Annotated in this window: 22 protein-coding genes and 1 tRNA gene; 13 read left to right on the forward strand and 10 right to left on the reverse strand. The window is 37.3% G+C overall.

Annotated features, from left to right (window positions below):
• The first annotated feature begins 27 nt into the window (after nt 1-27).
• Nucleotides 28-2,493 (forward strand): TonB-dependent receptor domain-containing protein, encoded by a 2,466-nt coding sequence (locus tag FNW07_RS05455; protein WP_126743543.1) that lies wholly within the window; start codon nt 28-30, stop codon nt 2,491-2,493.
• Nucleotides 2,494-2,576: 83 nt separating this feature from the next.
• On the opposite strand, the gene FNW07_RS05460 is transcribed toward FNW07_RS05455, so the two are convergent.
• Complete coding sequence (locus FNW07_RS05460) at nt 2,577-3,584, reverse strand: 3-oxoacyl-ACP synthase III family protein (protein ID WP_126743637.1); 1,008 nt, start codon at nt 3,582-3,584, stop codon at nt 2,577-2,579.
• 263 nt (nt 3,585-3,847) lie between these two features.
• On the opposite strand from FNW07_RS05460, the gene FNW07_RS05465 reads away from it, so the two are divergent.
• Nucleotides 3,848-6,256 carry a S9 family peptidase gene (locus FNW07_RS05465; RefSeq protein ID WP_126743542.1) on the forward strand — a complete coding sequence of 803 codons (2,409 nt, stop codon included), beginning with the start codon at nt 3,848-3,850 and terminating at the stop codon, nt 6,254-6,256.
• A gap of 57 nt (nt 6,257-6,313) precedes the next feature.
• On the opposite strand, the gene FNW07_RS05470 is transcribed toward FNW07_RS05465, so the two are convergent.
• The 3 genes from FNW07_RS05470 to FNW07_RS05480 all read right to left on the reverse strand — a co-directional run bounded on the left by FNW07_RS05470 (nt 6,314) and on the right by FNW07_RS05480 (nt 8,580).
• Nucleotides 6,314-7,258 (reverse strand): ABC transporter ATP-binding protein, encoded by a 945-nt coding sequence (locus FNW07_RS05470; RefSeq protein WP_126743541.1) that lies wholly within the window; start codon nt 7,256-7,258, stop codon nt 6,314-6,316.
• 132 nt (nt 7,259-7,390) lie between these two features.
• On the reverse strand, nt 7,391-8,086 hold the full coding sequence (locus tag FNW07_RS05475) for an OmpA family protein (protein ID WP_126743540.1): 696 nt from the start codon (nt 8,084-8,086) through the stop codon (nt 7,391-7,393).
• 17 nt (nt 8,087-8,103) lie between these two features.
• On the reverse strand, nt 8,104-8,580 hold the full coding sequence (locus FNW07_RS05480) for a lipocalin family protein (RefSeq protein ID WP_126743539.1): 477 nt from the start codon (nt 8,578-8,580) through the stop codon (nt 8,104-8,106).
• A 172-nt stretch (nt 8,581-8,752) separates the two neighbouring features.
• Here FNW07_RS05480 and htpG point away from each other — a divergent pair, with 172 nt between their 5' ends.
• The 9 genes from htpG to FNW07_RS05525 all read left to right on the forward strand — a co-directional run bounded on the left by htpG (nt 8,753) and on the right by FNW07_RS05525 (nt 17,499).
• Nucleotides 8,753-10,654: a molecular chaperone HtpG gene (gene htpG / locus FNW07_RS05485; RefSeq protein WP_126743538.1), complete on the forward strand. Its 1,902-nt coding sequence runs from the start codon at nt 8,753-8,755 to the stop codon at nt 10,652-10,654.
• A 231-nt stretch (nt 10,655-10,885) separates the two neighbouring features.
• Nucleotides 10,886-11,374 (forward strand): nuclear transport factor 2 family protein, encoded by a 489-nt coding sequence (locus FNW07_RS05490; protein WP_158626840.1) that lies wholly within the window; start codon nt 10,886-10,888, stop codon nt 11,372-11,374.
• A 127-nt stretch (nt 11,375-11,501) separates the two neighbouring features.
• The gene (locus FNW07_RS05495; RefSeq protein WP_126743536.1) at nt 11,502-12,443 is read left to right on the forward strand and encodes a DMT family transporter; all 942 of its coding nucleotides are present in this window, start codon (nt 11,502-11,504) and stop codon (nt 12,441-12,443) included.
• A 61-nt stretch (nt 12,444-12,504) separates the two neighbouring features.
• Complete coding sequence (locus FNW07_RS05500; protein ID WP_126743535.1) at nt 12,505-12,870, forward strand: DoxX family protein; 366 nt, start codon at nt 12,505-12,507, stop codon at nt 12,868-12,870.
• On the forward strand, nt 12,870-13,472 hold the full coding sequence (locus FNW07_RS05505) for an alpha-ketoglutarate-dependent dioxygenase AlkB (RefSeq protein ID WP_126743534.1): 603 nt from the start codon (nt 12,870-12,872) through the stop codon (nt 13,470-13,472). Before FNW07_RS05500 ends, FNW07_RS05505 begins: the two co-directional genes overlap by 1 nt.
• Nucleotides 13,473-13,500: 28 nt before the next feature.
• Nucleotides 13,501-14,337 (forward strand): sterol desaturase family protein, encoded by an 837-nt coding sequence (locus FNW07_RS05510; protein WP_126743533.1) that lies wholly within the window; start codon nt 13,501-13,503, stop codon nt 14,335-14,337.
• A gap of 99 nt (nt 14,338-14,436) precedes the next feature.
• Nucleotides 14,437-14,715 carry a TIGR03643 family protein gene (locus tag FNW07_RS05515; RefSeq protein WP_126743532.1) on the forward strand — a complete coding sequence of 93 codons (279 nt, stop codon included), beginning with the start codon at nt 14,437-14,439 and terminating at the stop codon, nt 14,713-14,715.
• Nucleotides 14,716-14,843: 128 nt separating this feature from the next.
• A complete protein-coding gene (locus FNW07_RS05520) occupies nt 14,844-16,691 on the forward strand; it encodes a peptidase M61 (RefSeq protein ID WP_126743531.1) in 1,848 nt (615 codons plus the stop codon).
• A gap of 97 nt (nt 16,692-16,788) precedes the next feature.
• Nucleotides 16,789-17,499 carry a DUF4369 domain-containing protein gene (locus FNW07_RS05525; RefSeq protein ID WP_126743530.1) on the forward strand — a complete coding sequence of 237 codons (711 nt, stop codon included), beginning with the start codon at nt 16,789-16,791 and terminating at the stop codon, nt 17,497-17,499.
• Nucleotides 17,500-17,628: 129 nt separating this feature from the next.
• Here FNW07_RS05525 and FNW07_RS05530 read toward each other — a convergent pair.
• The 6 genes from FNW07_RS05530 to idi all read right to left on the reverse strand — a co-directional run bounded on the left by FNW07_RS05530 (nt 17,629) and on the right by idi (nt 20,500).
• A tRNA-Thr gene (locus tag FNW07_RS05530) sits at nt 17,629-17,702 on the reverse strand.
• Nucleotides 17,703-17,776: 74 nt separating this feature from the next.
• The gene (locus tag FNW07_RS05535) at nt 17,777-18,046 is read right to left on the reverse strand and encodes a hypothetical protein (protein WP_126743842.1); all 270 of its coding nucleotides are present in this window, start codon (nt 18,044-18,046) and stop codon (nt 17,777-17,779) included.
• 57 nt (nt 18,047-18,103) lie between these two features.
• Entirely contained in the window at nt 18,104-19,072 is a 969-nt protein-coding gene (locus FNW07_RS05540) for a type I phosphomannose isomerase catalytic subunit (protein WP_126743843.1), read from the reverse strand.
• 2 nt (nt 19,073-19,074) lie between these two features.
• On the reverse strand, nt 19,075-19,530 hold the full coding sequence (locus FNW07_RS05545) for a peroxiredoxin (protein WP_126743844.1): 456 nt from the start codon (nt 19,528-19,530) through the stop codon (nt 19,075-19,077).
• On the reverse strand, nt 19,530-19,940 hold the full coding sequence (locus FNW07_RS05550) for a 6-carboxytetrahydropterin synthase (RefSeq protein ID WP_126743845.1): 411 nt from the start codon (nt 19,938-19,940) through the stop codon (nt 19,530-19,532). Before FNW07_RS05550 ends, FNW07_RS05545 begins: the two co-directional genes overlap by 1 nt.
• 32 nt (nt 19,941-19,972) lie before the next feature.
• The gene (gene idi, locus FNW07_RS05555; RefSeq protein WP_126743846.1) at nt 19,973-20,500 is read right to left on the reverse strand and encodes an isopentenyl-diphosphate Delta-isomerase; all 528 of its coding nucleotides are present in this window, start codon (nt 20,498-20,500) and stop codon (nt 19,973-19,975) included.
• Between the two features lie 153 nt (nt 20,501-20,653).
• On the opposite strand from idi, the gene FNW07_RS05560 reads away from it, so the two are divergent.
• Both FNW07_RS05560 and FNW07_RS14005 read left to right on the forward strand, forming a co-directional pair.
• Entirely contained in the window at nt 20,654-22,093 is a 1,440-nt protein-coding gene (locus tag FNW07_RS05560; protein ID WP_126743847.1) for a serine hydrolase, read from the forward strand.
• A gap of 194 nt (nt 22,094-22,287) precedes the next feature.
• Nucleotides 22,288-23,394 (forward strand): acyltransferase, encoded by a 1,107-nt coding sequence (locus FNW07_RS14005; protein WP_126743848.1) that lies wholly within the window; start codon nt 22,288-22,290, stop codon nt 23,392-23,394.
• The last annotated feature ends 8 nt before the right edge of the window (nt 23,395-23,402 follow it).

Genomic DNA, 23,402 nt, shown 5'->3' on the forward strand with positions numbered 1-23,402 from the left:
ATCAATCAATTTTAAATCAAACAAATCATGAAGTTCAAATTAATGTTACTATGCTTATTCGGAGCCATACTTTCGATGCAGGCACAAAATTCGGCCAAACCCTCACTAATTGAAAGTCCCGGCAGTATCAATGGAAAAGTGGTGGACAAAACTACCAACGAACCACTACCATATGTAAATATTATTGTAAAGGAAAGTGACAAAGTAATAACAGGCGGTATCACCTCTGACGCGGGAACCTTTGCTATTAAAAATTTAGCATTAAAAAATTATACTGTAGAAATCCAGTTTATCGGATACAAAACAATTTTCAAGAATGTTGTTTTAACTGCGGATAACAAAACTGTCAATCTAAACACCATCAATCTGGAAGAGGAAGCCGTACAATTGGAAGGTGTTGAAGTGGTTGCCGAAAGAACAAGTGTCGTTCAGAAAATAGACCGAAAAGTATATCATATCGGCAAGGATATAATAGCATCCGGAACGACAGCAGCGGCAATTTTAAACAACATTCCAACAGTAAGTGTGGATGCACAAACCAAAGAAATTAGCCTTAGAGGAAATGCAAATGTCCGTGTCTTAATCGACGGAAAGCCATCAAACCTAGATCCAGCCCAATTATTAGAACAGATTCCATCGTCCTCAGTTAAAGATATTGAAACGATTACCAATCCGTCTTCAAAATACAATCCGGAAGGGATGAGTGGTATCATTAATATCATTTTGCACAAAAGTGCCAATCAAGGTTTCAATGGTTCATTAAATACAGGTATCACTTTTGCCAAAACACCAAAACTGAACACTGCCTTGAACTTAAATTACAAAGTTGGCAAAGTAAATATGTACAGTAATTACGGTATTAATCACGGTATTAACGCCAATCATGGTTTTGTATTCAGCGAAAAACCAACTTTTGAAAATCATCAGACATTTACATTCAAAAATAAAAACACTTCTCATTTACTGAAACTTGGTGTAGATTATTATATCAATGAAAAAAACACCTTTTCTTTTTACACTATCCAAAATATTACTGATGGTAGCGGAAATGGAAGCACACCGGTAGACTATTTCGATAATACAACTCCGAATGCAAATAATGGCGGTGCACCAAATCGTGATTCAGAACAATTATTCGACTCTACAAGTGATGACAAATCGCAAACGTATGATATGGATTTCAAACATGACTTCAAGAAAAAAGGGGAAAATTTAGAATTACAAGCCAATTTTTCGCATTCGAAAGAAGATGAAAACACACGTTACGACAACACCATTTTCACTCCAACCACCACTTCAACGAATACCAATATAGTGGATGGAAAAACGAATTCTTTTCAGTTTAATTTAGATTACACGAACCCTTTATCCGAAACTGCAAAATTGGAATTAGGAGCAGAAAGCCGAATTCAAAATACAAAAAGTGACTTTCAGGATATTGCTCCTTCCAATATGACTCATAATTATTTTGATTTCAACAGAAACATTCATGCGGCCTATACCAATTACAGCAAACAATGGAATAAATGGAGCGCACAAATTGGAGTTCGTTTGGAGAATTACGCAATCGAGGCGGATTTTGAGAAAAATGAAACCAATCCAATGTTCAATAGTAACGAAAAAGTAACCGATAATATTTTCTCCTTTTATCCATCCGCATTCTTAACGTATACGGCGAGCGAGAAAAACTCTTTCAATTTTAATTATTCCAGAAGAGTAGACCGCCCTAGTATTGGACAAATCAGTCCAATCAGAGAATGGACAACATCATTGATGGAATCTCGTGGAAATCCTTCATTGAAACCACAATTTACCAATTCATTTGAAGTAAATTATACCCGAACTTCTGCATTAGGTTCGATTACAGCAGGTGTATTCTACAGACAAATCAACGACGAAATATCCAGAGTTATCTTTAATGACCCTAACGATCCGAACAGAAGAATTCTTTCTTATGATAATTTCGATGACAACAATGCTTTTGGGGTTGAAACCTCAGCAAACTTAAAATTCACCAAATGGTGGTCGGCAAACACCAGTGTCGATGCTTATTTTAAAACAGTGAAGGGAACCGTTCAAAATGCTACAACTGATGAATTTGAAACAGGTGAAATAGATGTCACGTCTTTCAATGCCAGGATCAACAATACTTTCACAGCAACAAAAAATCTTCGTTTTCAATTATTTGGAATGTACAGAGGTCGTGATTTGAGTTTGCAATTCGAAAGAAAAGCGATGTACAAAGCAGATTTTGGAGCTACCTATAACGTTCTAAAAGGAAAGGGAACCATTACAGCCCGTATGAACGACGTATTCGACACGATGAATTTCTCTTTCGACGGAAGCAATCCATACAGACAACATGGTGCCTTCTATTGGGAAAGCCAGTCCGTATATGTTGGGTTCAACCTGATGTTTGGTGGTGGAAAAAACAAAGCCATGCAAAGAAAAGATCGTGATGCCAATGAAACCCAAGGGGGCGGAATGTTCTAAAAATAAGAGTAGTTAGTTATTAATAAAAAACTCGAAGTGTCATGCTTCGAGTTTTTTTATACTTAATATTTTATCTCTTTAAATTACCATTTGATAATGGCACTTCCCCACGTAAATCCGCTTCCGAAAGCAGCCAAAACTACCGTATCTCCTGATTTGATTTTCCCTTGTTCCCACGCTTCTGTCAACGCAATCGGAATCGAAGCTGCAGTTGTATTTCCGTATTTCTGGATATTATTAAAAACCTGGTCATCCGTCAATTCGAATTTCTTTTGTATGAATTGTGAAATCCTTAAATTCGCCTGATGCGGAATCAGCATGTCAATATCGGAAGTCTTCAGATTATTGGCTTCTAAACCTTCGTTTATCACTTCGCTAAAACGAACCACCGCATTCTTGAATACAAACTGACCGTTCATATACGGAAAATAACTGTCGTCTTCCGGGCTTTGGTCCTTCAGGATATCGGTTACCCAGCGTCCGCCCATTCCCGGTGCTTTCACAATCAGTTCCGCGGCATGTTCCCCTTCCGAATGCAGATGTGTGGAAAGGATTCCTTTGGTCAGATCTTCTTCCCGGCTTAAAACCGCTGCTCCTGCCCCATCGCCAAAAATCACCGAAACACTACGGCCTCGGTCTGTCATATCCAATCCTGTCGATTGTACTTCCGATCCAATAATCAGAATGTTTTTATACATTCCCGTTTTGATATACTGGTCGGCCACTGACAAGGCATAGATAAATCCGGAACATTGGTTTCTGACATCCAACGCGCCCACTGTTCTCAACCCTAAATCACGTTGCACCAAAACTCCCGGTCCCGGAAAATAGTAATCCGGACTCAGGGTTGCAAAAACCACAAAATCTATATCTTCTTTGGCAACACCGGAACGCTCAATAGCAATCTCGGCGGCCTTAACTCCCATCGAAGTGGTCGTGTCTTCTCCCTGAATTATATGTCTTCTTTCCTTAATTCCCGTCCGCTCCTGAATCCACTCATCATTGGTGTCCATCAATTTCGACAAATCGTCGTTGGTCACTATATTATCGGGAACATAATAACCCAGTCCCGTAATTTTGGAATGATACATCATTTTATTTTAGATTAAATACAACTACAAATTTAAGCTATTAAACCAATACACTCACAAATTACCACTATTTTAGCAATTGCTTTTTAGGAGCTGTTTCCTGCTGTCCGTTATATCCACACAGAAAAAGTGTGGGATGCCGCTTCCATCAGGGCTAGGCAATTATGATGAAAAACAAAATATTGTTTCCGGATGTAACAAGATTGAAGTACTTTAGACCAATTAATTCTATCAACCATTCATTAATACAAATAGTTCCGCACATGAAATTAAAAGTCATTTTATTACTATTGTTATGTCTTGGGTATTCCGGTTTCTCGCAGGAAAACCTGACCTACCAAAAACCATCCAAATCGATCCTGGACCTGGCCGATTACGAAAGAGCTCCGTCGGTATCGATGGATACCAAAAAAGAATACATGCTCCTCACCTACCGAAACACCTATAAATCATTGGACGATTTAAATCAGGAGGAGTTGCGTCTGGGTGGATTGCGGATCAATCCGATCACCAATATTTCGAGCACGGTGACCTATATCAACAACATCAAATTACGGAAAATTAAGGACAAGAACGAAGTACAGGTTTCTGGCCTGCCGATTAATCCGAGAATCAGTAATTTACTTTGGTCACCAAACGACAAAAAGATTTTATTCTCCCACACAACTAATACCGGAGTTGAACTTTGGGTTTTGGATGTCGCTTCTGCAAAAGCAGTAAAATTAACCGAGGCGAATGTGAATGCCAATATGGGTAATCCATTCAGCTGGTACAACGACAATGAAAATATTTTGGTGAAAATGCTGCCAAAAAACAGAGCCGCTCTTCTGGATGCCAAAAAAGATTTGCCAACCGGCCCGATTATCTCCAATACCGATGGCGCCAAATCACAAAACAGGACCTATCCGGATATGTTGAAAAACAAAAATGACGAGGTGAATTTCGAAAACATCAGCACTTCTGAACTGTATAAAGTGAACATTAACGGAACAGCGGCCTTATATAAAAGCGCCGATATGTATGCCGGCGAAAGTTTCTCTCCCGACGGAAATTATTTGATGCTGAACACGATTCAAAAACCATTTTCGTATATCGTTCCCTTGAGTCGTTTTCCATCTAAAACGGTGATTTACGATAAAAACGGAACTGCAGTTAAAACCGTAAACGAAGTGCCGCTAAACGAAATCATGCCTAAAGGTTTCTCTTCGGTAAGAAAAGGAAAAAGAAGCATGGGTTGGAGAGCCGATAAACCGGCAACATTAAGTTATGTGGTGGCTCTTGACGGTGGTGACCAGGCGACGAAAGCGGCATTGCGGGACGAAGTTTTCCTTTGGAACGCTCCTTTTACGACTGAACCGCTTTCAATATTGAAAACCCAACAACGTTATGGAGGCATTATCTGGGGTAATGACAATATTGCCATTGCTTCCGATGACTGGTACGACACCCGTAATACCAAAACCTATCTGATAAATCCATCAAATCCAAATGAAGCACCAAAAGTGATATCCGACAGGAACTCACAGGATATTTATTCTGATCCGGGGAATTTTGAAACCATCGAAAACCAATACGGAAAACGTGTTCTGGCTTTGGAAAAAGACAATGCTTATTTGGTTGGGGACGGATATACAAAAAACGGACAATTTCCTTTCATTGATGAATTCAACCTGAAAACTTTAAAAACAAAACGTCTTTACACGTCTACATACAAGGATAAGAAAGAAGATTTGTTATCGATTGAGGATTTCAAAAAAGGAGAAGTCCTGGTACAGATCCAATCTAAAAACGATTACCCGAATTATTATTTCAGAAACATCAAAAGCAATAAACTCACACCAATTACCGCTTTCCAAAATCCATTTGTAAGCATCAAAAATGTCAGCAAAGAAGTAATCAAATACAAACGAAAAGACGGAGTGGAATTGTCCGGAACCTTATATTTGCCAGCTGGTTATGATAAAGTAAAGAAAGAAAAGCTGCCATTGTTGATTTGGGCATACCCGGCAGAATACAAAGACAAAAACTCTGCCGGACAAAGCAGTCAAAATCCAAATGAATTCACTTTCCCAAATTATGGTTCGTTCGTGTATTGGGTAACCAAAGGATATGTAGTTTTAGACGATGCGGCTTTTCCAATTATTGGAGAAGGCACAACAGAGCCAAATGATAATTTCATGTCGCAATTGGTGGATAATGCGGAAGCAGCAATCAATGCGGTAGACGCTTTGGGTTACATCAACAGAAAAAAAGTGGCTGTGGGCGGACATTCGTATGGGGCCTTCATGACCGCCAATTTATTGACGCATTCGAATCTATTTGCCTGCGGAATTGCACGAAGCGGAGCGTACAACAGAACACTGACACCTTTTGGTTTCCAAAGCGAGCAACGTAACTACTGGGAAACACCAGAAGTGTACAACACAATGTCACCTTTCATGAATGCGGACAAAATGAAAACCCCTTTATTGTTGGTTCACGGGGAAGCCGATAATAATCCGGGTACTTTTACACTACAGACCGAACGCTATTTCCAGGCTTTAAAAGGATTGGGTGCTCCGGCCAGAATGGTGATTTTACCAAAGGAATCACATGGTTATGCCGCGAAAGAAAACATTCTGCACCTGCTTTGGGAACAAGACCAGTTTTTGGAAAAATACCTGAAAAACTAACAGAAAATTAAATAGAATAAAAAAACCCCGAAAGTAACATTTCGGGGTTTTTGTTTTTTATGCAATCATGAGGGTCACTTCCTGATTGTTATCTAATGCAGTGTCATGCTCAAAGAAAATCACTTTCCGGTCAAAAACGGCCTTAATCAAATAATGGCTTCCCTTAAAATAGGATTGTTTGACGACAACTTTCAAAAGGCCGTTGTCGACTACTTTCAATTGGTGTGGATACAGTAAAATGGTTTCATCTTCTGCTTCGACAAAAGTCAGTTGTGACAATAATAATTCGTTTACTTCTCCAAAAAGCGATGCTACATATTTATTTAACGGCGCATCATATATTTCATCGGACTTCGATTTCTGCATCATCTTACCTTGATAAAGTACTATTGTTTCATCGGCAAACGAAAGGGCATCCGTGCTGTCATGAGTCGCAATCAGAACGGTAATATCTTTAGACTTCAAATAAGCGAATAAATTTCGGCGCAGCGCATTCTTCCTGAAATTATCAATATGGCTGAAGGGCTCGTCGAGCAATAAAACTTCCGGTTCCAGAGCCAATACCCTCGCAAGGGCCACACGCTGCTGCTGCCCTCCGCTTAAATATTGGGCCTTAACATTTGAATACCCGGTCATTTCAACAATTTCAAGCAATTCCTGAATACGTTGTTTTTTCTGTTCCGGATTGGTATTGGAAAGAAATTTGCCGACATTTTCCCCCACAGTGATGTAAGGCATCAGATCGAAATCCTGTGACAGGTATTTCATGAAAGGCATTCCGGGAACCAAATGAAACTTCGGTCCTAAAACTTCGGTTTCATTCCAAAAAACCTGGCCTCCGCTTAAATCATACAAACCATAAATCAGTTTCAATAATGTGCTTTTACCGCATCCGCTTTCCCCAATTATCGCAATATTCTGTCCTTTACTGACAGAAAAATCAATATGGTGTATGACGTTTTTATCGGTATAACCGAAAGAGATGTTCTGGACCTGAAGCATGTGGTGGAAATAAAGATATGAGTGTGCAAAGATAGTCGCTTTATTAAAAATATGGAACCGAAAAACATTATACCGCATAAAAAAACCGTTCACAGAAGCGAACGGTTTCAATAGATTCAGTATCAATATATTTTAGTTTCCAGCCTCTTTTTTCGCATCCTGGATCATCTTCTCATTAGCGGTAATTGCAAATTCCACACGACGGTTTTGACTTCTTCCGTCAACCGTTTCGTTAGATGCAATTGGATCAGCAACTCCTAAACCGGTAACGCTGAATCGGCCTGAAGCCACTCCTTTATTAATCAGATAACTTCTTACTGAAGCCGCTCTTTCACCGGAAAGTTTTAAGTTATGCTCCACAGATCCTGTGCTGTCGGTATATCCATAAATTGTAATGTTCGTATCTCCGTATTCTTTAAATACAGGAACCAATTTGTCAAGATTCGCTTTTGCGGTAGCAGTCAATGTCGATTTATCTGTATCAAAACGCACCGCATTTTCATTCAGCACCAACTTAATCCCTTCACCCACACGAACCACATCTGCACCCGGAAGCGCCGCGTCTATTTCTCTGGCTTGTTTATCCATTTTGTTCCCGATAACTCCACCGGCAACTCCACCAATCACACCTCCTAAAACAGCTCCAAGAGCTCCTTTTCCACCTTTTCCAAGGTTGTTTCCTAACACCCCGCCGATTACTGCACCACCTACGGCTCCGATTGCAGCACCACGTTGTGTTTTATTCGTATTTTTTACCGATTCGCAACCTGTGAAAACGGAACTTACCGTCATAACTACTGCCAGTATTGCTATTGAAATCTTTTTCATATTCTGTATTTTTTTAATTAATTAACTTTTTGAAATTGGTAAACCACGTCTGTCATTTTTCCACCGACGTCAATCTTATCAATCAGCTGAAATGAATTTTCATTTTGATTGGCTATTTTCAGGATGTAACCATCCCTAACTTTTCTTGCTTTTTCCCCGGCATTTAATACCTTTAATACAAATTGGCTGTCTCTGTTGACAAACCAGGTGATTGGAGATGCGAAAGATGTACAGCCCGCTTTATTCAAAGCCATATCCCCTTTATTATTATTGGAAATAAATTTCCATGTGCTTCCTTCAAAACATTTTGAATCTGCCAATTGGAAAGAATTCACCTTGATATATTCGGAACCCGGATAAGTCACGGAACTGATTACCCAGTTTCCTTTCATGGCCACTTGAGCGTTTCTATCCAGTTTTGTTTCCGTTGCGGACTTTGATTTACAGGCAAAAAATAAAATTGCCATCATGCTTAAAAAAATTACTTTTTTCATTCTATTACGTTTTAGGTTAGTAATATTACAAATATACGGAGCTATGCAATTTAAATTGTTGTAAAATTACTTTTTTTACTTACAAAATTTATGCCGCGACAATTTGTCACTTCAACCTTAATTGGTATCTTATTTGACCGAACTATAAAAATTTAACCTTAAAAATCAAAATATGACAACTGGAAAAATTAATGTTTCGGTAGAAAACATCTTTCCCCTTATCAAGAAATTCTTATACAGTGATCATGAAATCTTTTTAAGAGAATTGATTTCAAACGGTACAGACGCGACACTGAAATTAAAGCATTTAACAAGTATCGGTGAAGCCAAAGTAGAATATGGCAACCCAATTATTGAAGTAAAAATCGACAAGGAAGGAAAGAAACTTCACATCATCGATCAGGGTATTGGTATGACTGCCGATGAAGTGGAAAAATATATCAACCAATTGGCATTTTCAGGGGCGGAAGAATTTTTGGAGAAATACAAAGACTCCGCTAAAGATTCGGGAATCATTGGTCATTTCGGACTCGGTTTTTATTCGGCATTCATGGTGGCTTCCCAAGTGGAAATCATCACCAAATCATACAAAGACGAACCGGCAGCGCATTGGACCTGTGACGGTAGCCCTGAATTCACTTTGGAACCAAGTGACAAAACCACTCGTGGAACGGAGATTATACTGCACATTGCTGAGGATTCATTAGAATTTTTGGAAGAATATAAGATTAAGGAATTGCTGAACAAGTATAACAAGTTTATGCCTATTCCAATTAAATTCGGGACCAGAACCGAAAACATTGAACAAAAGAAAGGCGAATTTGTAGAATCAGAAGACAAGGACGAACCCTTCAAAACCGTTGAAGTAGATAACATCATCAACAACCCGAATCCGGCGTGGACGAAACAGCCAACGGAATTGACGGATGAAGATTATAAAAGTTTCTACCACGAGGTTTATCCTTTGCAATTTGAGGAGCCACTTTTCCATATCCACTTAAATGTTGACTATCCGTTTAATTTAACTGGGATTTTATACTTCCCGAAATTAGGTGCCGATTTACAAATCCAAAAGGACAAAATCCAATTGTACCAAAATCAGGTCTATGTAACGGATAATGTGGAAGGAATCGTTCCTGAATTTTTAACGATGCTGAAAGGGGTGATCGATTCACCGGATATTCCTTTGAATGTTTCCCGTTCCAGCTTACAATCGGATGGCGCCGTAAAGAAGATTTCAAATTATATCACTCGTAAAGTAGCCGATAAATTGAAAGCATTGTTTACCGAAAACCGTGCGGATTTTGAAGAAAAATGGAATGACATTAAAATTGTTTTGGAATACGGAATGCTGTCAGAAGATAAATTCTATGAAAAAGCCGGAACGTTTATGCTGTATCCTACCGTGGACGACAAGTATCTCACTTTAGATGAAATCAAGGAAAACCTCACTGCCACGCAAACCGATAAAAACGGAAAATTAGTGGTGCTTTATGCTTCCAATAAAGATGCGCAACACAGTTACATTGAAATCGCAAAAGAGAAAGGCTACGAAGTTTTATTATTGGATTCCCCAATTATCTCGCATCTGATTCAGAAATTGGAATCGGATAACAATCAGTTGACGTTCGTCAGAGTGGATTCGGATCATATTGATAATTTAATCAAGAAAGAAGAAGAAACGATTTCGAAATTATCGGAAGAAGAAAAAAACAACCTGAAATCTGTTCTTGAAACCTTAGTTCCAAAAACAAAATATTCAGTACAGTTGGAAGCTATGGACAGCCAGGCGGCACCGTTTATCATCACGCAGCCAGAATTTTTGCGAAGAATGAAAGAAATGAGCCAGTCCGGTGGCGGTGGTATGTTCGGAATGGGCAATATGCCAGAAATGTACAATCTGGTGGTGAATACTAACTCTGATTTGGCTTCCAATATCTTGAACACAAGTGATAAAGAAACTCAGGAAAGTTTGGTGAAACAAGCGCTTGATTTAGCCAAATTATCGCAAAACCTTTTGAAAGGCGAAGAGTTAACTGCTTTTGTAAAAAGAAGTTTTGATATGATTAAATAAGAAAAGTAATTCTATCCGAGAACCTGTAAGTAATCCTGATATATAGGCACTTACAGGTTTTTTTGTATTTCATACCTACTACAGTTTCATGATTTTGTAATAAATTTATTTTAATAGTTAGTGAATTATTTATCATTAAAAACGTTAATATAATTAATACCTTTATAGTGATTTAACAAAATCTATTTTAATTCTTAAAAATTCAAAATCATGAAAAAAAGTTTAAATTTTATGAGATGCATTTTTACGTCTGTCATGGTGATGACACTAGCATTTGCAATTATTAGCTGCACTTCATCCCAAAAAGACAAGAAAATCACCTTTGACAAGGTCGCTGTAACCCAAGCGATAGAAAAAGAACGTCAAGTTTTTATGGATGCCTTTAATAAGGGCGACTCTCTGGGTGTTGCCAATTGCTACACATCCGACGCCAAGTTCATGCCTCCCAACCAAAACACGGCGTCAGGAAGAGACCCTATTCAAGCTACAATATCAGGATTTATGAAAGCCGGGGCGAGTAATTTAACGCTAAAAGCTGTGGATGTGTGGGGCGACGAAACAATGGCATTCACAGAAGACACATGGGTTCTAAAAGACAAAGAGGGAAAAGAAATCGATCATGGGAAAGCATTGGTTCTATGGAAAATGGAAGACGGAAAATGGAAACTTTTCCGAGACATGTTTAATTCGGATTTGCCTTGCTCGCCTCCACCCAAATAAATTATTTATTTTTCAGATATAACCTGTATGTGAAAGCTTACAGGTTTTTTTTATGCAAAAACATTCCGTACAAACGTCTTAATTCACAACTATAGTCTATCTTTGCCCGCTTTTTAATTTTGAAAAAATGTTTGGAAATAGAGTCTTAAAGGGAGTTTTTTTAGTAGGATTGGGTGCCACGAGTTACGGAATGCTGGCCACGTTTGTAAAGTTGGCATATTCGGCTAATGGAGTTTCAGGATACCCCTTCACACCTGCTGAAGTAACTACTTCCCAGTTTATTTTGGGAATCATTGCCATACTAATCATTAATGGATTTCAGAAAGTAAAAAAAGGCGATACCGTTTTGAACGCATCCCGCAAAGACATCAGACAATTGATGATTGCAGGGACTTCCACTGGATTGACAAGTATCTTTTATTATATGGCTGTCAAATACATTGATGTTTCGATCGGAATAGTGTTGCTCATGCAGACCGTTTGGATGGGCGTTTTGTTGGAGTATGTATTAGATAAGAAATCTCCCTCATTACAAAAAATATTTTCAGTCGTAATAGTATTAGGAGGAACCATTTTGGCAATAAACATCTTAGACATCAATTTTAATGACCCAAAAACAAATTGGCCATATGGCATAATTCTAGGACTTCTTGCCGCCGCTTCTTTTACCACAACTATGTTTACGGCAAATAGAGTGGCTGTAGTAATTTCCTCAGCACAGCGCAGTTTGTATATGCTTTTAGGCGGTGCCGTAATCGTTTTTATTTTTGCGGTGGTTACCCAAAATACGCCCATTAATTACGATATTTTTTACAAATGGGGAATTCTGCTGGCTCTTTTTGGGACCGTAATTCCGCCTATGTTAATGAACGCCGGGTTTCCGTTGACCGGAATTGGTTTAGGAAGCATCGTTTCGGCATTGGAACTTCCTGTTTCTGTTTTGATGGCATTTTTTATTTTAAATGAAACTGTAATTCTGTCACAATGGATTGGTATCGTTTTGATTATTGTCGCTATCGTGATTATGAATATCAATTTCAATAAGAAGGTAATTTCATCAGATACTTAAAAATACTTTAGCATAAATCCATAATTTAGCATAAATTAGTACTATCTAATTGACATTACTTATGGACTCACCCTGGCATATATATTTGATGGCCGTATTGTATATTCTTGCTGGAATAAATCACTTCAGGAAACCACACATTTACATCAAGATCATTCCGAACTACTTTCCAAATCCGGCATTATTAAATGCAATCAGTGGTGGGACAGAAATTTTATTGGGGGTTTTATTGTGCATTCCAGTAGTAAGTCAGTACGCCGCATTGGGAATTATTGCCTTACTTATTGCCATTTTTCCGGCTAATTTATTTATGTATTCAAATATGGAAGCAAGTCTCGGCATCCCAAAATGGGTTTTATTGCTTCGCTTACCATTGCAGATTGTACTGATTATTTGGGCATACCAGTATACTTTCTTCATTCACTAATGAATTCTCTTTTTCCATCTAAAAAAATAGTCTTTGATTTACCTGATGCCATCATCGGTTATTATCCTAATTTATTTGACAAAACGGAGGCCGATACGATTTTTAATGAATTGCTTCAAACAACGCTCTGGCAACAGGATGAAATAACACTATTTGGGAAAACCCATCCCCAACCGAGACTGACCGCTTTATACGGAAATGATGGCAAACCCTACTCCTATTCTCATATAACCATGCAGCCTCATCCGTGGTCATTGTTATTACATAAGATTAAACACAAAATTAAAACCGTTGTGGACACGAATTTCACGAGTGTATTACTTAATTTATACCGCGACGGGAAAGACAGTAATGGCTGGCATGCCGATAATGAAAAGGAATTAGGGGAAAATCCAGTGATTGCTTCAGTTAGTTTTGGCGCAGAACGAAGTTTCCATCTGCAACATAATCTGGACAAAAATTGCAAACAAAAAATAATCCTCGAACACGGCAGTTTACTAATTATGGAAGGAACCACCCAGCACTTTTGGAAGCATCAAATCGCAAAAACAGCCAAACCAATCGGGCCGCGAATCAATCTGACGTTCCGGCTTATTAAATAATTTAGTGTTTTTAACCAAATTAGCTGTTATGACCGAGATAATCAATTACTTTACTACCATTCCCTCCTCACACCGAAGCCTGATATTGGTTTCTGGGATTGCTTTATTTGGGCTGATTGAGAATGCTTTCCCGTTATTTCGCTTCACTTATAATAAATGGCAACATGCGGGTCTCAATATATTTTTTACCCTTACCACCATTATCGTGAATTTTTGCCTGGCCTTTATTTTATTGAAAACAGCAGATTGGACGATTCACAACAATTTCGGCCTGTTACAATGGCTTCCAGAACTTCCATTGATTTTACACTTATTAATTGGATTGCTGTTATTGGATCTCATTGGGGCGTATGCGGTACATTGGGTCCAGCACAAAATCAAATGGATGTGGAATTTTCATCTGATTCATCACACCGATACCTGGATTGACACTACTTCGGCCAACCGTCATCATCCAGGCGAAAGCGTCATTCGGTTTGTTTTCACAACAGTTGCCGTTTTGCTTATCGGCACGCCAATGTGGATGGTTTTTCTATATCAGACTTTGTCGGTAGTTGCCACCCAATTTAACCATGCCAATATTTCACTACCCAAAACACTGGATAAATGGCTAAGCTACTTCCTGGTTTCTCCGGACATGCACAAAGTACATCATCATTATGTCCTGCCTTATACTGATAGTAATTACGGAAATATATTTTCGGTATGGGACCGCCTGTTTGGAACTTTTATGATTCTGCCGCCTAATGAAATTATTTACGGAGTGGATACTCATATGGACCCTCAGGAAAACAACAAATTGGCGCATTTAATGAAAATTCCGTTTCAAAAACTGAAATCTTCTGAGAAAAATGAAATTGGATAAAAAAATAATATTACTCGTGAAGAAGTGATTGTTTTTTTTATTAATATTGATATAGAAATTATAAACTTTAAAAACTTATCCGGAATTTATTTTCAAGTAATGAAAAAGAATAAACACATAGACTTAAACTGGGAACAAACCGAAAGACTAATCACAATGGCTTTGGAAGAGAGAAATCCGTTTGAAATCATCAAGAAAGATTTTGGACTGGGCGAAAAAGAAGTTCTCGAAATAATGAAAAAGAAGTTGACGGCCGATAAGTTTGAATTATGGAAAAAAAAGGCCAACGCGGGAAAGCCAAAACCGAAACCCCTGAAAATTGACGATTTCGATGAAGATTTGGATGGAAAATATTACATCAAAAATAAGCTCGACTAAATATACAGACTCCTGAAAAATCAGGAGTTTTTTTATATCACTCTTCGAATTATTAATACTAAAATTACTGTTAAAGAGTAACATTTTTATACTTTTGGCTACTTATAGCAAACCAATCAATTAAGATTATGAAGAAAATAATTTTTGCTTTTGCATTTACTGCCATCCTTTGGAGTTGCAAAACCGCTAGTTCAGCAACGTCTGCTTCTACACCAGAAGAAATGAAAGTGGCTATTGACCTGAATGTAGTAAAAGACGACAAAGTAATGGTGACTCTCGCTACACCCAAATTCGCAACGGACCAGGTAACATATCACATCCCTAAAATGGTTCCCGGAACGTATTCAGTAGATGATTACGGAAAATTTATTGAAGGTTTCACTGCTTGGGATGCTAATGGAAAAGCATTAACATTCAATAAATCAGATGATAATTCATGGGTAATCAATAATGCAAAAACACTGGCAAAGATTACATATTGGGTAAATGATACTTATGATACAGAATCCACCCATGATATTTTCTCTCCGGCGGGTACCAATATTGAGGAAGGAAAAAACTTTATGTTGAATACACATGGCTTTATAGGATATTTTTCAGAAAAAAACACTATACCGTATGTACTGACAATTTCTCATCCGGCAAGCCTTTCTGGTGCGACATCGATGGTAGATACTGATGCTACAGATTCAAAAGATGTATTTACAACAAGCCGTTATGCTGAATTAGTAGAAAATCCAATTATGTATTCCAAACCGGATTTCACCTCTTTCACTATCGACGGTATGGATATCCTAATTAGTGTTTATTCACCAAATGGTTCTATCACCGCACAAAGCATTACTCCTGAAATGAAAACGATGATGGCTGCCCAAAAACGTTTTCTGGGTAAATTCAATGCTACAAAAAAATATACCGTTTTATTATATTTATCGGATATGAAAAAGAGTGATGCCCATGGTTTTGGAGCATTGGAGCACCCGACAGCAACCACTGTGGTAATGCCGGAAATGATGCCTGCGGAGCAATTAGCAGAGCAATTGAAAGATGTGGTTTCCCATGAGTTTTTCCATATCGTGACGCCATTGTCGATCCATTCAAAAGAGATACAGTATTTTGATTACAACGCTCCAAAAATGTCAGAACATTTATGGATGTACGAAGGAGTAACTGAGTACTTTGCAAATTTATTTCAGGTAAACCAGGGATTGATTTCAGAAGATGAGTTTTATATGCGTATGGCGGGAAAAATTAACAGTGCCGATCGTATGAATGACACGATGCCATTCACCAAAATGAGCGCAAATGTATTGACAAAACCATACAAAGACGAGTATCTGAATGTTTATGAAAAAGGAGCTCTTATCGCTATGTGTCTTGATATCCAAATTAGAGAAAGCAGCAATGGAGAGAGAGGAATTTTGGATTTAATGCAGAAACTTGCTGTTGTTTACGGTCCGAACAGACCTTTCGATGACAACGAACTTTTCGCTAAAATCACGGAATTAACATATCCTGAAGTTGGCCAGTTTTTAACGACTTATGTTTCCGGTCCGACACCAATTCCGTACGATAAATATTTCGCAAAGGTTGGAGTTATGAAAACTACCAAAAAAGTACCTGGAAGTGTGTTTTTAAATGGGCAGACCCCATATGTTACGATAAAACCGGACACTAAGGAAATTGTAATTCTGAAAGAAATAGAATTAAGCGCATTTATGACAACCTTAGGATTGAAAGGTGACGATATTATCACAGCTATAAATGGCAAAAACTACAATCTGGATAACGTTTATGAAATGATTATGGAAAGCCAGAAGTGGAAAGAAAACGACGATGTAACGGTAAAAATCAAACGTGGAGGAAAAGAGCAAACCATCAAAGGAAAGGTAAAACTTTCATATGTTGAGACAGCGGGATATGAAGCAAATGATAGCTCTAAAGCGAAAGTTAAACAAGCTTGGTTAAAAGGGTAAATCTGTTAAAACAAAACATTTAAAAATCCTCAATTTGCATGTCAGATTGGGGATTTTTTCATTATTTTGCCGAAAATAAAAATTCCAAAATTCAAATATGAAAAATTCAATAATTACTTTATTTTCTTTAATACTATTGGTTTCCTGTAAAGAGAAAGAAACTGAAAAAGGCCTGAACATCACCGGGAACATCAAAGGACTTAATAAAGGGACATTATATATCAAAAAATTAGAAGATACGACGATGGTTCTTTTGGACAGTATCAAGATTGACGGTAATTCTGCTTTTGAAAGCAATATCGATTTGAGATCACCGGAAATGCTATATCTGTTTGTTGACAGAGGAGCAACCAATACCATTGACAACACACTAATGTTTTTTGCCGAACCCGGCAAAATGACCATAAACACCGAATTGGAATATTTTTACGCCAAAGCTGTCATTACCGGTTCTAAAAATCAGGAGCTGTACGAAACGTTTAAGAAAGTTAATTCGAGGTTCAGCGACCAGCAATTGGCATTGACCGCACAAAGACTGAAAGCGATCAGGAACAATCAGACTGCGAATCTGTCCGGTAATGAAACATTATCAGAGTCGAATATTAAAAGAAAGTATTTGTATGCGATTAATTTTGCGGTAACCAACAAAGACTATGAAGTCGCACCGTATATTGCTTTATCCGAAATCAATGATGCTACCCTTAAATATTTAGATACGATTGAAAAATCAATGTCGCCTAAGGTGGCAAAGTCCAAATATGGCGTGATGCTGACCAAATACATTGCCGAAAGAAAAAAGACGGAGTAAAACCAGTATCAAAAATCAAAAAGCCCTGAAAATTTCAGGGCTTTTTTTGTGCAATAAACTCTTGTATGATAAAAACTGAAATTAGGATATACAAAAAAACCACCCTTGAAAAAGGATGGTTTTACGATGAGCCGGCGGAGGGACTCGAACCCACGACCTGCTGATTACAAATCAGCTGCTCTAGCCAACTGAGCTACGCTGGCGTCTCATTGTGGGTGCAAATATAATCCTGAATTTTAATTTTCCAAAATTAATTCGCACTTTTTTTATGATTTTTTTACTGTAATTCGTTGATTTTAGCAATCAATTGATTAGCAGTTTGTTCCAATTCAACATTAATTTGTTTGAAGTGCGCTTTTTTGTTTTCAACATTCTTAGCGTTCACTTTTGTAATCAAAGTATCAAAACTTCCGATAGCTTCATCAATCAAAGCGTTAGTTGCATCAGTTGGTTTTCCTGTAGTTGACATTTCAAATAAGTAAACTGCTTCAATAATATCTCCTAAAACGTAGTTGATGTCTTTCTTTAAATTCTTAACGTTTGCCATTTTATTTTTTATTTTAATTTGCGTTTGCAAAAATACATATAATCTTTCTATTACCGACTATGAAATATAAATTTCTAAAAGCGAAGCATTTCCATTCAGCACAAATTTTTTCATGGCTGCGGGAATTAAAACGGTATCGCCTTTTTTGTACGGATAATTAACATTCTCAAAATCCAATCCAAAACTGCCTTCTACACACATGTATACCGTAAAACTGTTTCCGGTTTTATCAACTGCAATCTTTCCATCCAAAGGAACATAATTGGTCGTAAAATAGGGACACACCACCATTGGATTGGATTCATTGTTTTCCTTGTCATATTCCTTTTGAGTGTCAACTACATCATAATTTATCGCGTCCAGCGCCAAATCCAGATGCAGTTCGCGAGGGTTTCCGTTCTGATCTACCCGGTCCCAATCGTATACGCGATACGTGACATCTGAAGTCTGTTGGATTTCTGCCAAAACAATTCCGGCACCAATAGCATGTATGGTTCCTGTTTGTATAAAAAACACATCTCCTCTTGTCACCACTTTTATATCAAGAATGGAGGGAAGGGTTTTATCTTTTAAATTTTGAAGGAATTCAGAAGTATCGGAGTTTTTTTTGAAACCGGTAATTAATTTCGCATTTTCGTCAGCCTGCATAATATACCACATTTCGGTTTTCCCATAACTATTGTGGCGTTTTTTGGCCAATTCGTCATTAGGATGTACCTGAATTGATAAATCATCCTTGGCATCAATGTATTTGCACAGTAAAGGAAATTGTTTTCCAAATTTGGAAAATACCCCTGCACCTAAAATTTCTTCAGGATAAGTCTCGATAATATCCAAAAGCGACTGCCCGGTAAAAGCACCATTGGCAATTACACTCACATCTCCCTCAACAGTCGAGACTTCCCAGCTCTCCCCAATAGTATCTGAAGCGATTGGTTTGTCTAAAAGTGCCTTTAATTTGGAACCGCCCCAAATCCGTTCTTTGAAAATGGGATTGAATTGTAGTGGATATATCTTAAAATTCATACTTAAACTAATTTTTTAATCGCTTCAAGTGATTTCGGAATATGTTGGGTAGCAATCATGTTATCTAAAATCGAAACAACTACTCCATTTTTATCCGCGACGTAGGTTACCCTTCCTGGAAGTAGTCCAAAGAGACCGGATTTGACCCCAAAAAGATTCCGGATACTTTTATCTGAATCTGACAAAAGTTTAAATGGCAGTTTATATTGTTTGGCAAATTTCTGGTGAGAAGCTATACTATCACTGCTGACTCCTAGGATTTCTACGCCTAAATCCTTAAAATCTTGATACTGATCCCTGAAGCTGCAGGCTTGGGCAGTACATCCGGGCGTGTGGTCTTTTGGATAAAAATAAATGACGACAGGCATCTTGCCTATTACATCAATACTCTTAAAATCATTCCCGTCAGTATCTTTTGCTGTGAAATGGGGAATGGTATCTCCTATTTTTATAGCCATTATTCCCCTTTATAAGTTACGAAGTTTCTTGGAGTTTCATAAAGAACCACTTCTAAATCAAACTCCGGCTTTATTCTGGTGCGGATTTTATTCCAAATCACCACCACTATGTTTTCAGCAGTCGGATTCAAATCATGGAATTCCTGAACATCCAGATTTAGGTTTTTATGATCAAATTTCTGCTCTACTTCTTCCAGAATAATATCGCTTAATTCCTTGATATCCATAACATAGCCGGTATCGGGATTGATTGCACCGGTTACACTCACGGTCAATTCATAATTGTGCCCATGAAAATTGAGATTATTACATTTCCCAAAAATGGACTCGTTTTTCTCGAATGACCAGTCTTTTCGATACAATCGATGGGCGGCGTTAAAATGGGCTTTTCTGCTTATGGTTACTCTCATGCTATTCGTGTAATGATTACAATGATGGACATTTATATTTGATGCGCTTCTAAAAAATAATAAAATTTATCGAAAATTATTTTAAACCAAATGGTGTAAATTTCCGGATGGACAGTCATGTCTTCCTTTACATCTTCGATTTTCATCCATTTCCAATCTTCCACTTCGTCTTTATTGATTGAGGGATTTTCGTTGAAACGGCCAATCATTACATGATCCAGTTCATGTTCAGTCAATCCATTATCGAAAGGCGCCTTGTAGATGAAATGAAACAATTCTTTCAATTCGGTTCTAAATCCCATTTCTTCAAATAATCTGCGGCTTCCGGCCTCAATATTGGTTTCGCCCTCACGCTGGTGACTGCAACAGGTATTGGTCCATAATAATGGGGAATGGTATTTTTGACGTGCCCTTTGCTGCAGCATAATTTCATTTTTATCATTCATAACAAAAACGGAAAATGCGCGATGTAAAATTGCTTTTTCGTGGGCTTCCAATTTGGGCATTAAACCTATTGGCTCGTCATTTTCGTTCACCAATATTACTTTTTCTTCTGTCATAACAATTATATCGCTTGTCAAAAATACGAAAAAAGAAATGGTCTCCATAATGATTTCGAATTTGTAAAAAGTTTAACGATTGTAACAATTTTATTACACAATCGTCAGTAGGGAACAAAGAGCTAACTTCAGTATAAACCAAATGCCTTCAAAATGAAATTATTCAAAAAATTACTATTGCTCGTTACCGGAATTATGTATAGCTATTCCATTCATGCACAAATAGATAACGTTGATGCTTTTCTGAAAAATGAAATGCAAAAACGAAATATTCCCGGCTTGCAATTGGCTGTTGTTAAAAATGGCAAAATTGTAAAAATCGGAAACTACGGATTGGCAGATCTTCAAAACTCAATTCCAGTATCGGAAAATACCGTTTTTATAATTAACTCTATTACTAAAGCTTTCACCGGTGTCGCCACGATGCAATTAGTAGAAGCAGGTAAATTAAATTTATCGTTACCCATTTCCACTTACCTGAATGATGTGCCGGATGCCTGGAAAAATGTAACTACACAACAATTGTTATCGCATACTTCCGGGATTCCGGATATCGTTGATGAAGAAACGAATATATTAGTCCCGGAAAGCGAAGAAGCTTCTTGGGCAAAGGTGCAAACCCTTCCGATGGATTTCAAGCCAGGAGAAAAATTCAGATACAATCAAACCAATTATTTATTATTAGGACTTATTATTGACAAACTAAGCAATATGCCCTTTACCGAATTCATAGTAAAAGAGCAGTTGCAAAAAGTAGGAATGCCCCATACGATCCGGGCTGGATTTGGAGGTTCGAGAGATGTTGTATTAAATTCTGCCGGTGAATATCGATTTACAAGAGGAAAATATACGAATATGTATTTCTCATTGCCACCCACTTTGCAAGCGGCAGGCGGCATGGGTGCCACAGCCAAAGAAATTGCAAGCTGGATCATCGCATTACAAAACAAGCAATTGCTTAAAGAAAATAAAAACCTTGCTGCGCTTTGGACTCCGGCGATACTCAACAATGGCAAAACAGGTGGTTTTGATAATTTATTAAACGGATATGCTGCTGGTTGGCCTACGGTGGAAAGACCCTTACATCCTGCCGTGGCTCCGGTTGGCGGAGGTCGTTCTGCTGTGATGGTTTACCCAAAAGATAATCTTTCGATTGTTGTGCTTACCAATTTAAATGGTGCATCTCCAGAGCGATTTATAGATGAGCTTGCTGCATTTTATATTCCGGATATGAAAAAATTAAAGGAAAATGGTTTTTCACCGGCTGTTACCGTTTTAAGAAATACATTGGAGAAATCAGGATATAGAAATGCTATTGAAGAGGCAAAAAGAGCAAACACATCATTTGATGAGAGTGAATTGAACAATTGGGGTTATGCACTTTTAAAAGAAAAAAGAATTAAGGATGCCATTGAAATATTCAAGTTGAACGTATTTCTTTTTCCAAAGAGTGCCAATACCTATGACAGTCTGGGAGAAATGTATGCGTTTATGGAAGAAAAAGATTTGGCCATCACAAATTACGAATATAGTCTTAAGTTAGATCCAAAGAATAAGAATGCTGAAGAACAATTGAAAAAATTAAAAAAATAACAATCTTTTAGCTAATCAAGCGAAGGTGATACATTTATAATATGCACACTAATATTAATAAAATATTAATCTAAAATCCATTAAATATTAACTAAAATATCCGTCTAAAACCTATATTTTTCTGTAGTAAAGTATACTTGTATTTCTAACATAATTATTTTAAGTTCGTAAACTTATCAAATACTAAATTTAGGATGGGAATAATTAGATTTTTGTTAGCATTATCAGTAGTAATTACACACTGCGGCCCTATTTTTGGTATTAGACTAACCAGCGGTGAAGTAGCCGTTCAATCTTTCTATATTATTTCAGGATTTTATATGTCAATGATTTTAAATGAAAAATATATTGGTATTAACAACTCCTATAAACTGTTCATCACCAACCGATTCATAAGACTTTATCCAATATACTGGGCAGTAGTGCTTTTAACATTGATGATTTGTGTGACTGCACTCTTTACAAATAAGGATATAATTACTCCTTTTAGCAGCTATGCTTCAGTACATCAAAACGTATTTTCATTTAGTTATCTGATATTGACAAATATTTTATTAATTGGACAGGATATTGTAATGTTTCTTGGAATAGACCCTAGCAATGGGATTTTATTTTTGACCAGTGATTTCAGGAACACTTATCCTCCTCTCTACTCTTTTTTATTTATCCCTCAGGCCTGGACGCTTGGTTTAGAAATCACCTTTTATTTAATAGCCCCGTTTATTTTAAGAAAAAAAACGACAATCATCATTTGGCTGATTTTACTTTCATTTTTGCTAAGGCTTTATATTTTTAACTATTTAGGTTTCAAAAACGACCCTTGGTCTTATAGGTTTTTTCCAACCGAAATAATGTTTTTTCTACTGGGATTTCTATCTTATAAAATGGGTTTAAAATATAAACTAAAATCGAAACGTCACAATTACGTGATACTGGGTTACATGTTGTTTTTAATTTTTATCTATTCATATCTTCCGTCGACAAGGTTAGCTTATATTCCGTTCAAATTAAAAGATGTAATTTACTTTACTTCAATTATTTTTTCAATCCCGTTCCTTTTCAATTTTTTTAAAACCAACAAAAGAGATGCCAAAATAGGAGAATTATCATACCCAATTTATATTTCGCATATGCTTGTTTCATTAGTCTGTTTAATGTTACCTTTTACTTTTTTAAAAAATGGCAGTTCAATAGCTTTCATTACAATAGTATTATCCCTTGCATTAAATTATTTTATTGCAGCACCAATTGAAAAAATACGACAGTCCCGATTAAAAAAAACACAAGCCGTTTCTATTTAATACAGATG

It is taken from the genome of Flavobacterium sp. GT3R68, assembly GCF_007109225.1.
Classification (GTDB): domain Bacteria; phylum Bacteroidota; class Bacteroidia; order Flavobacteriales; family Flavobacteriaceae; genus Flavobacterium.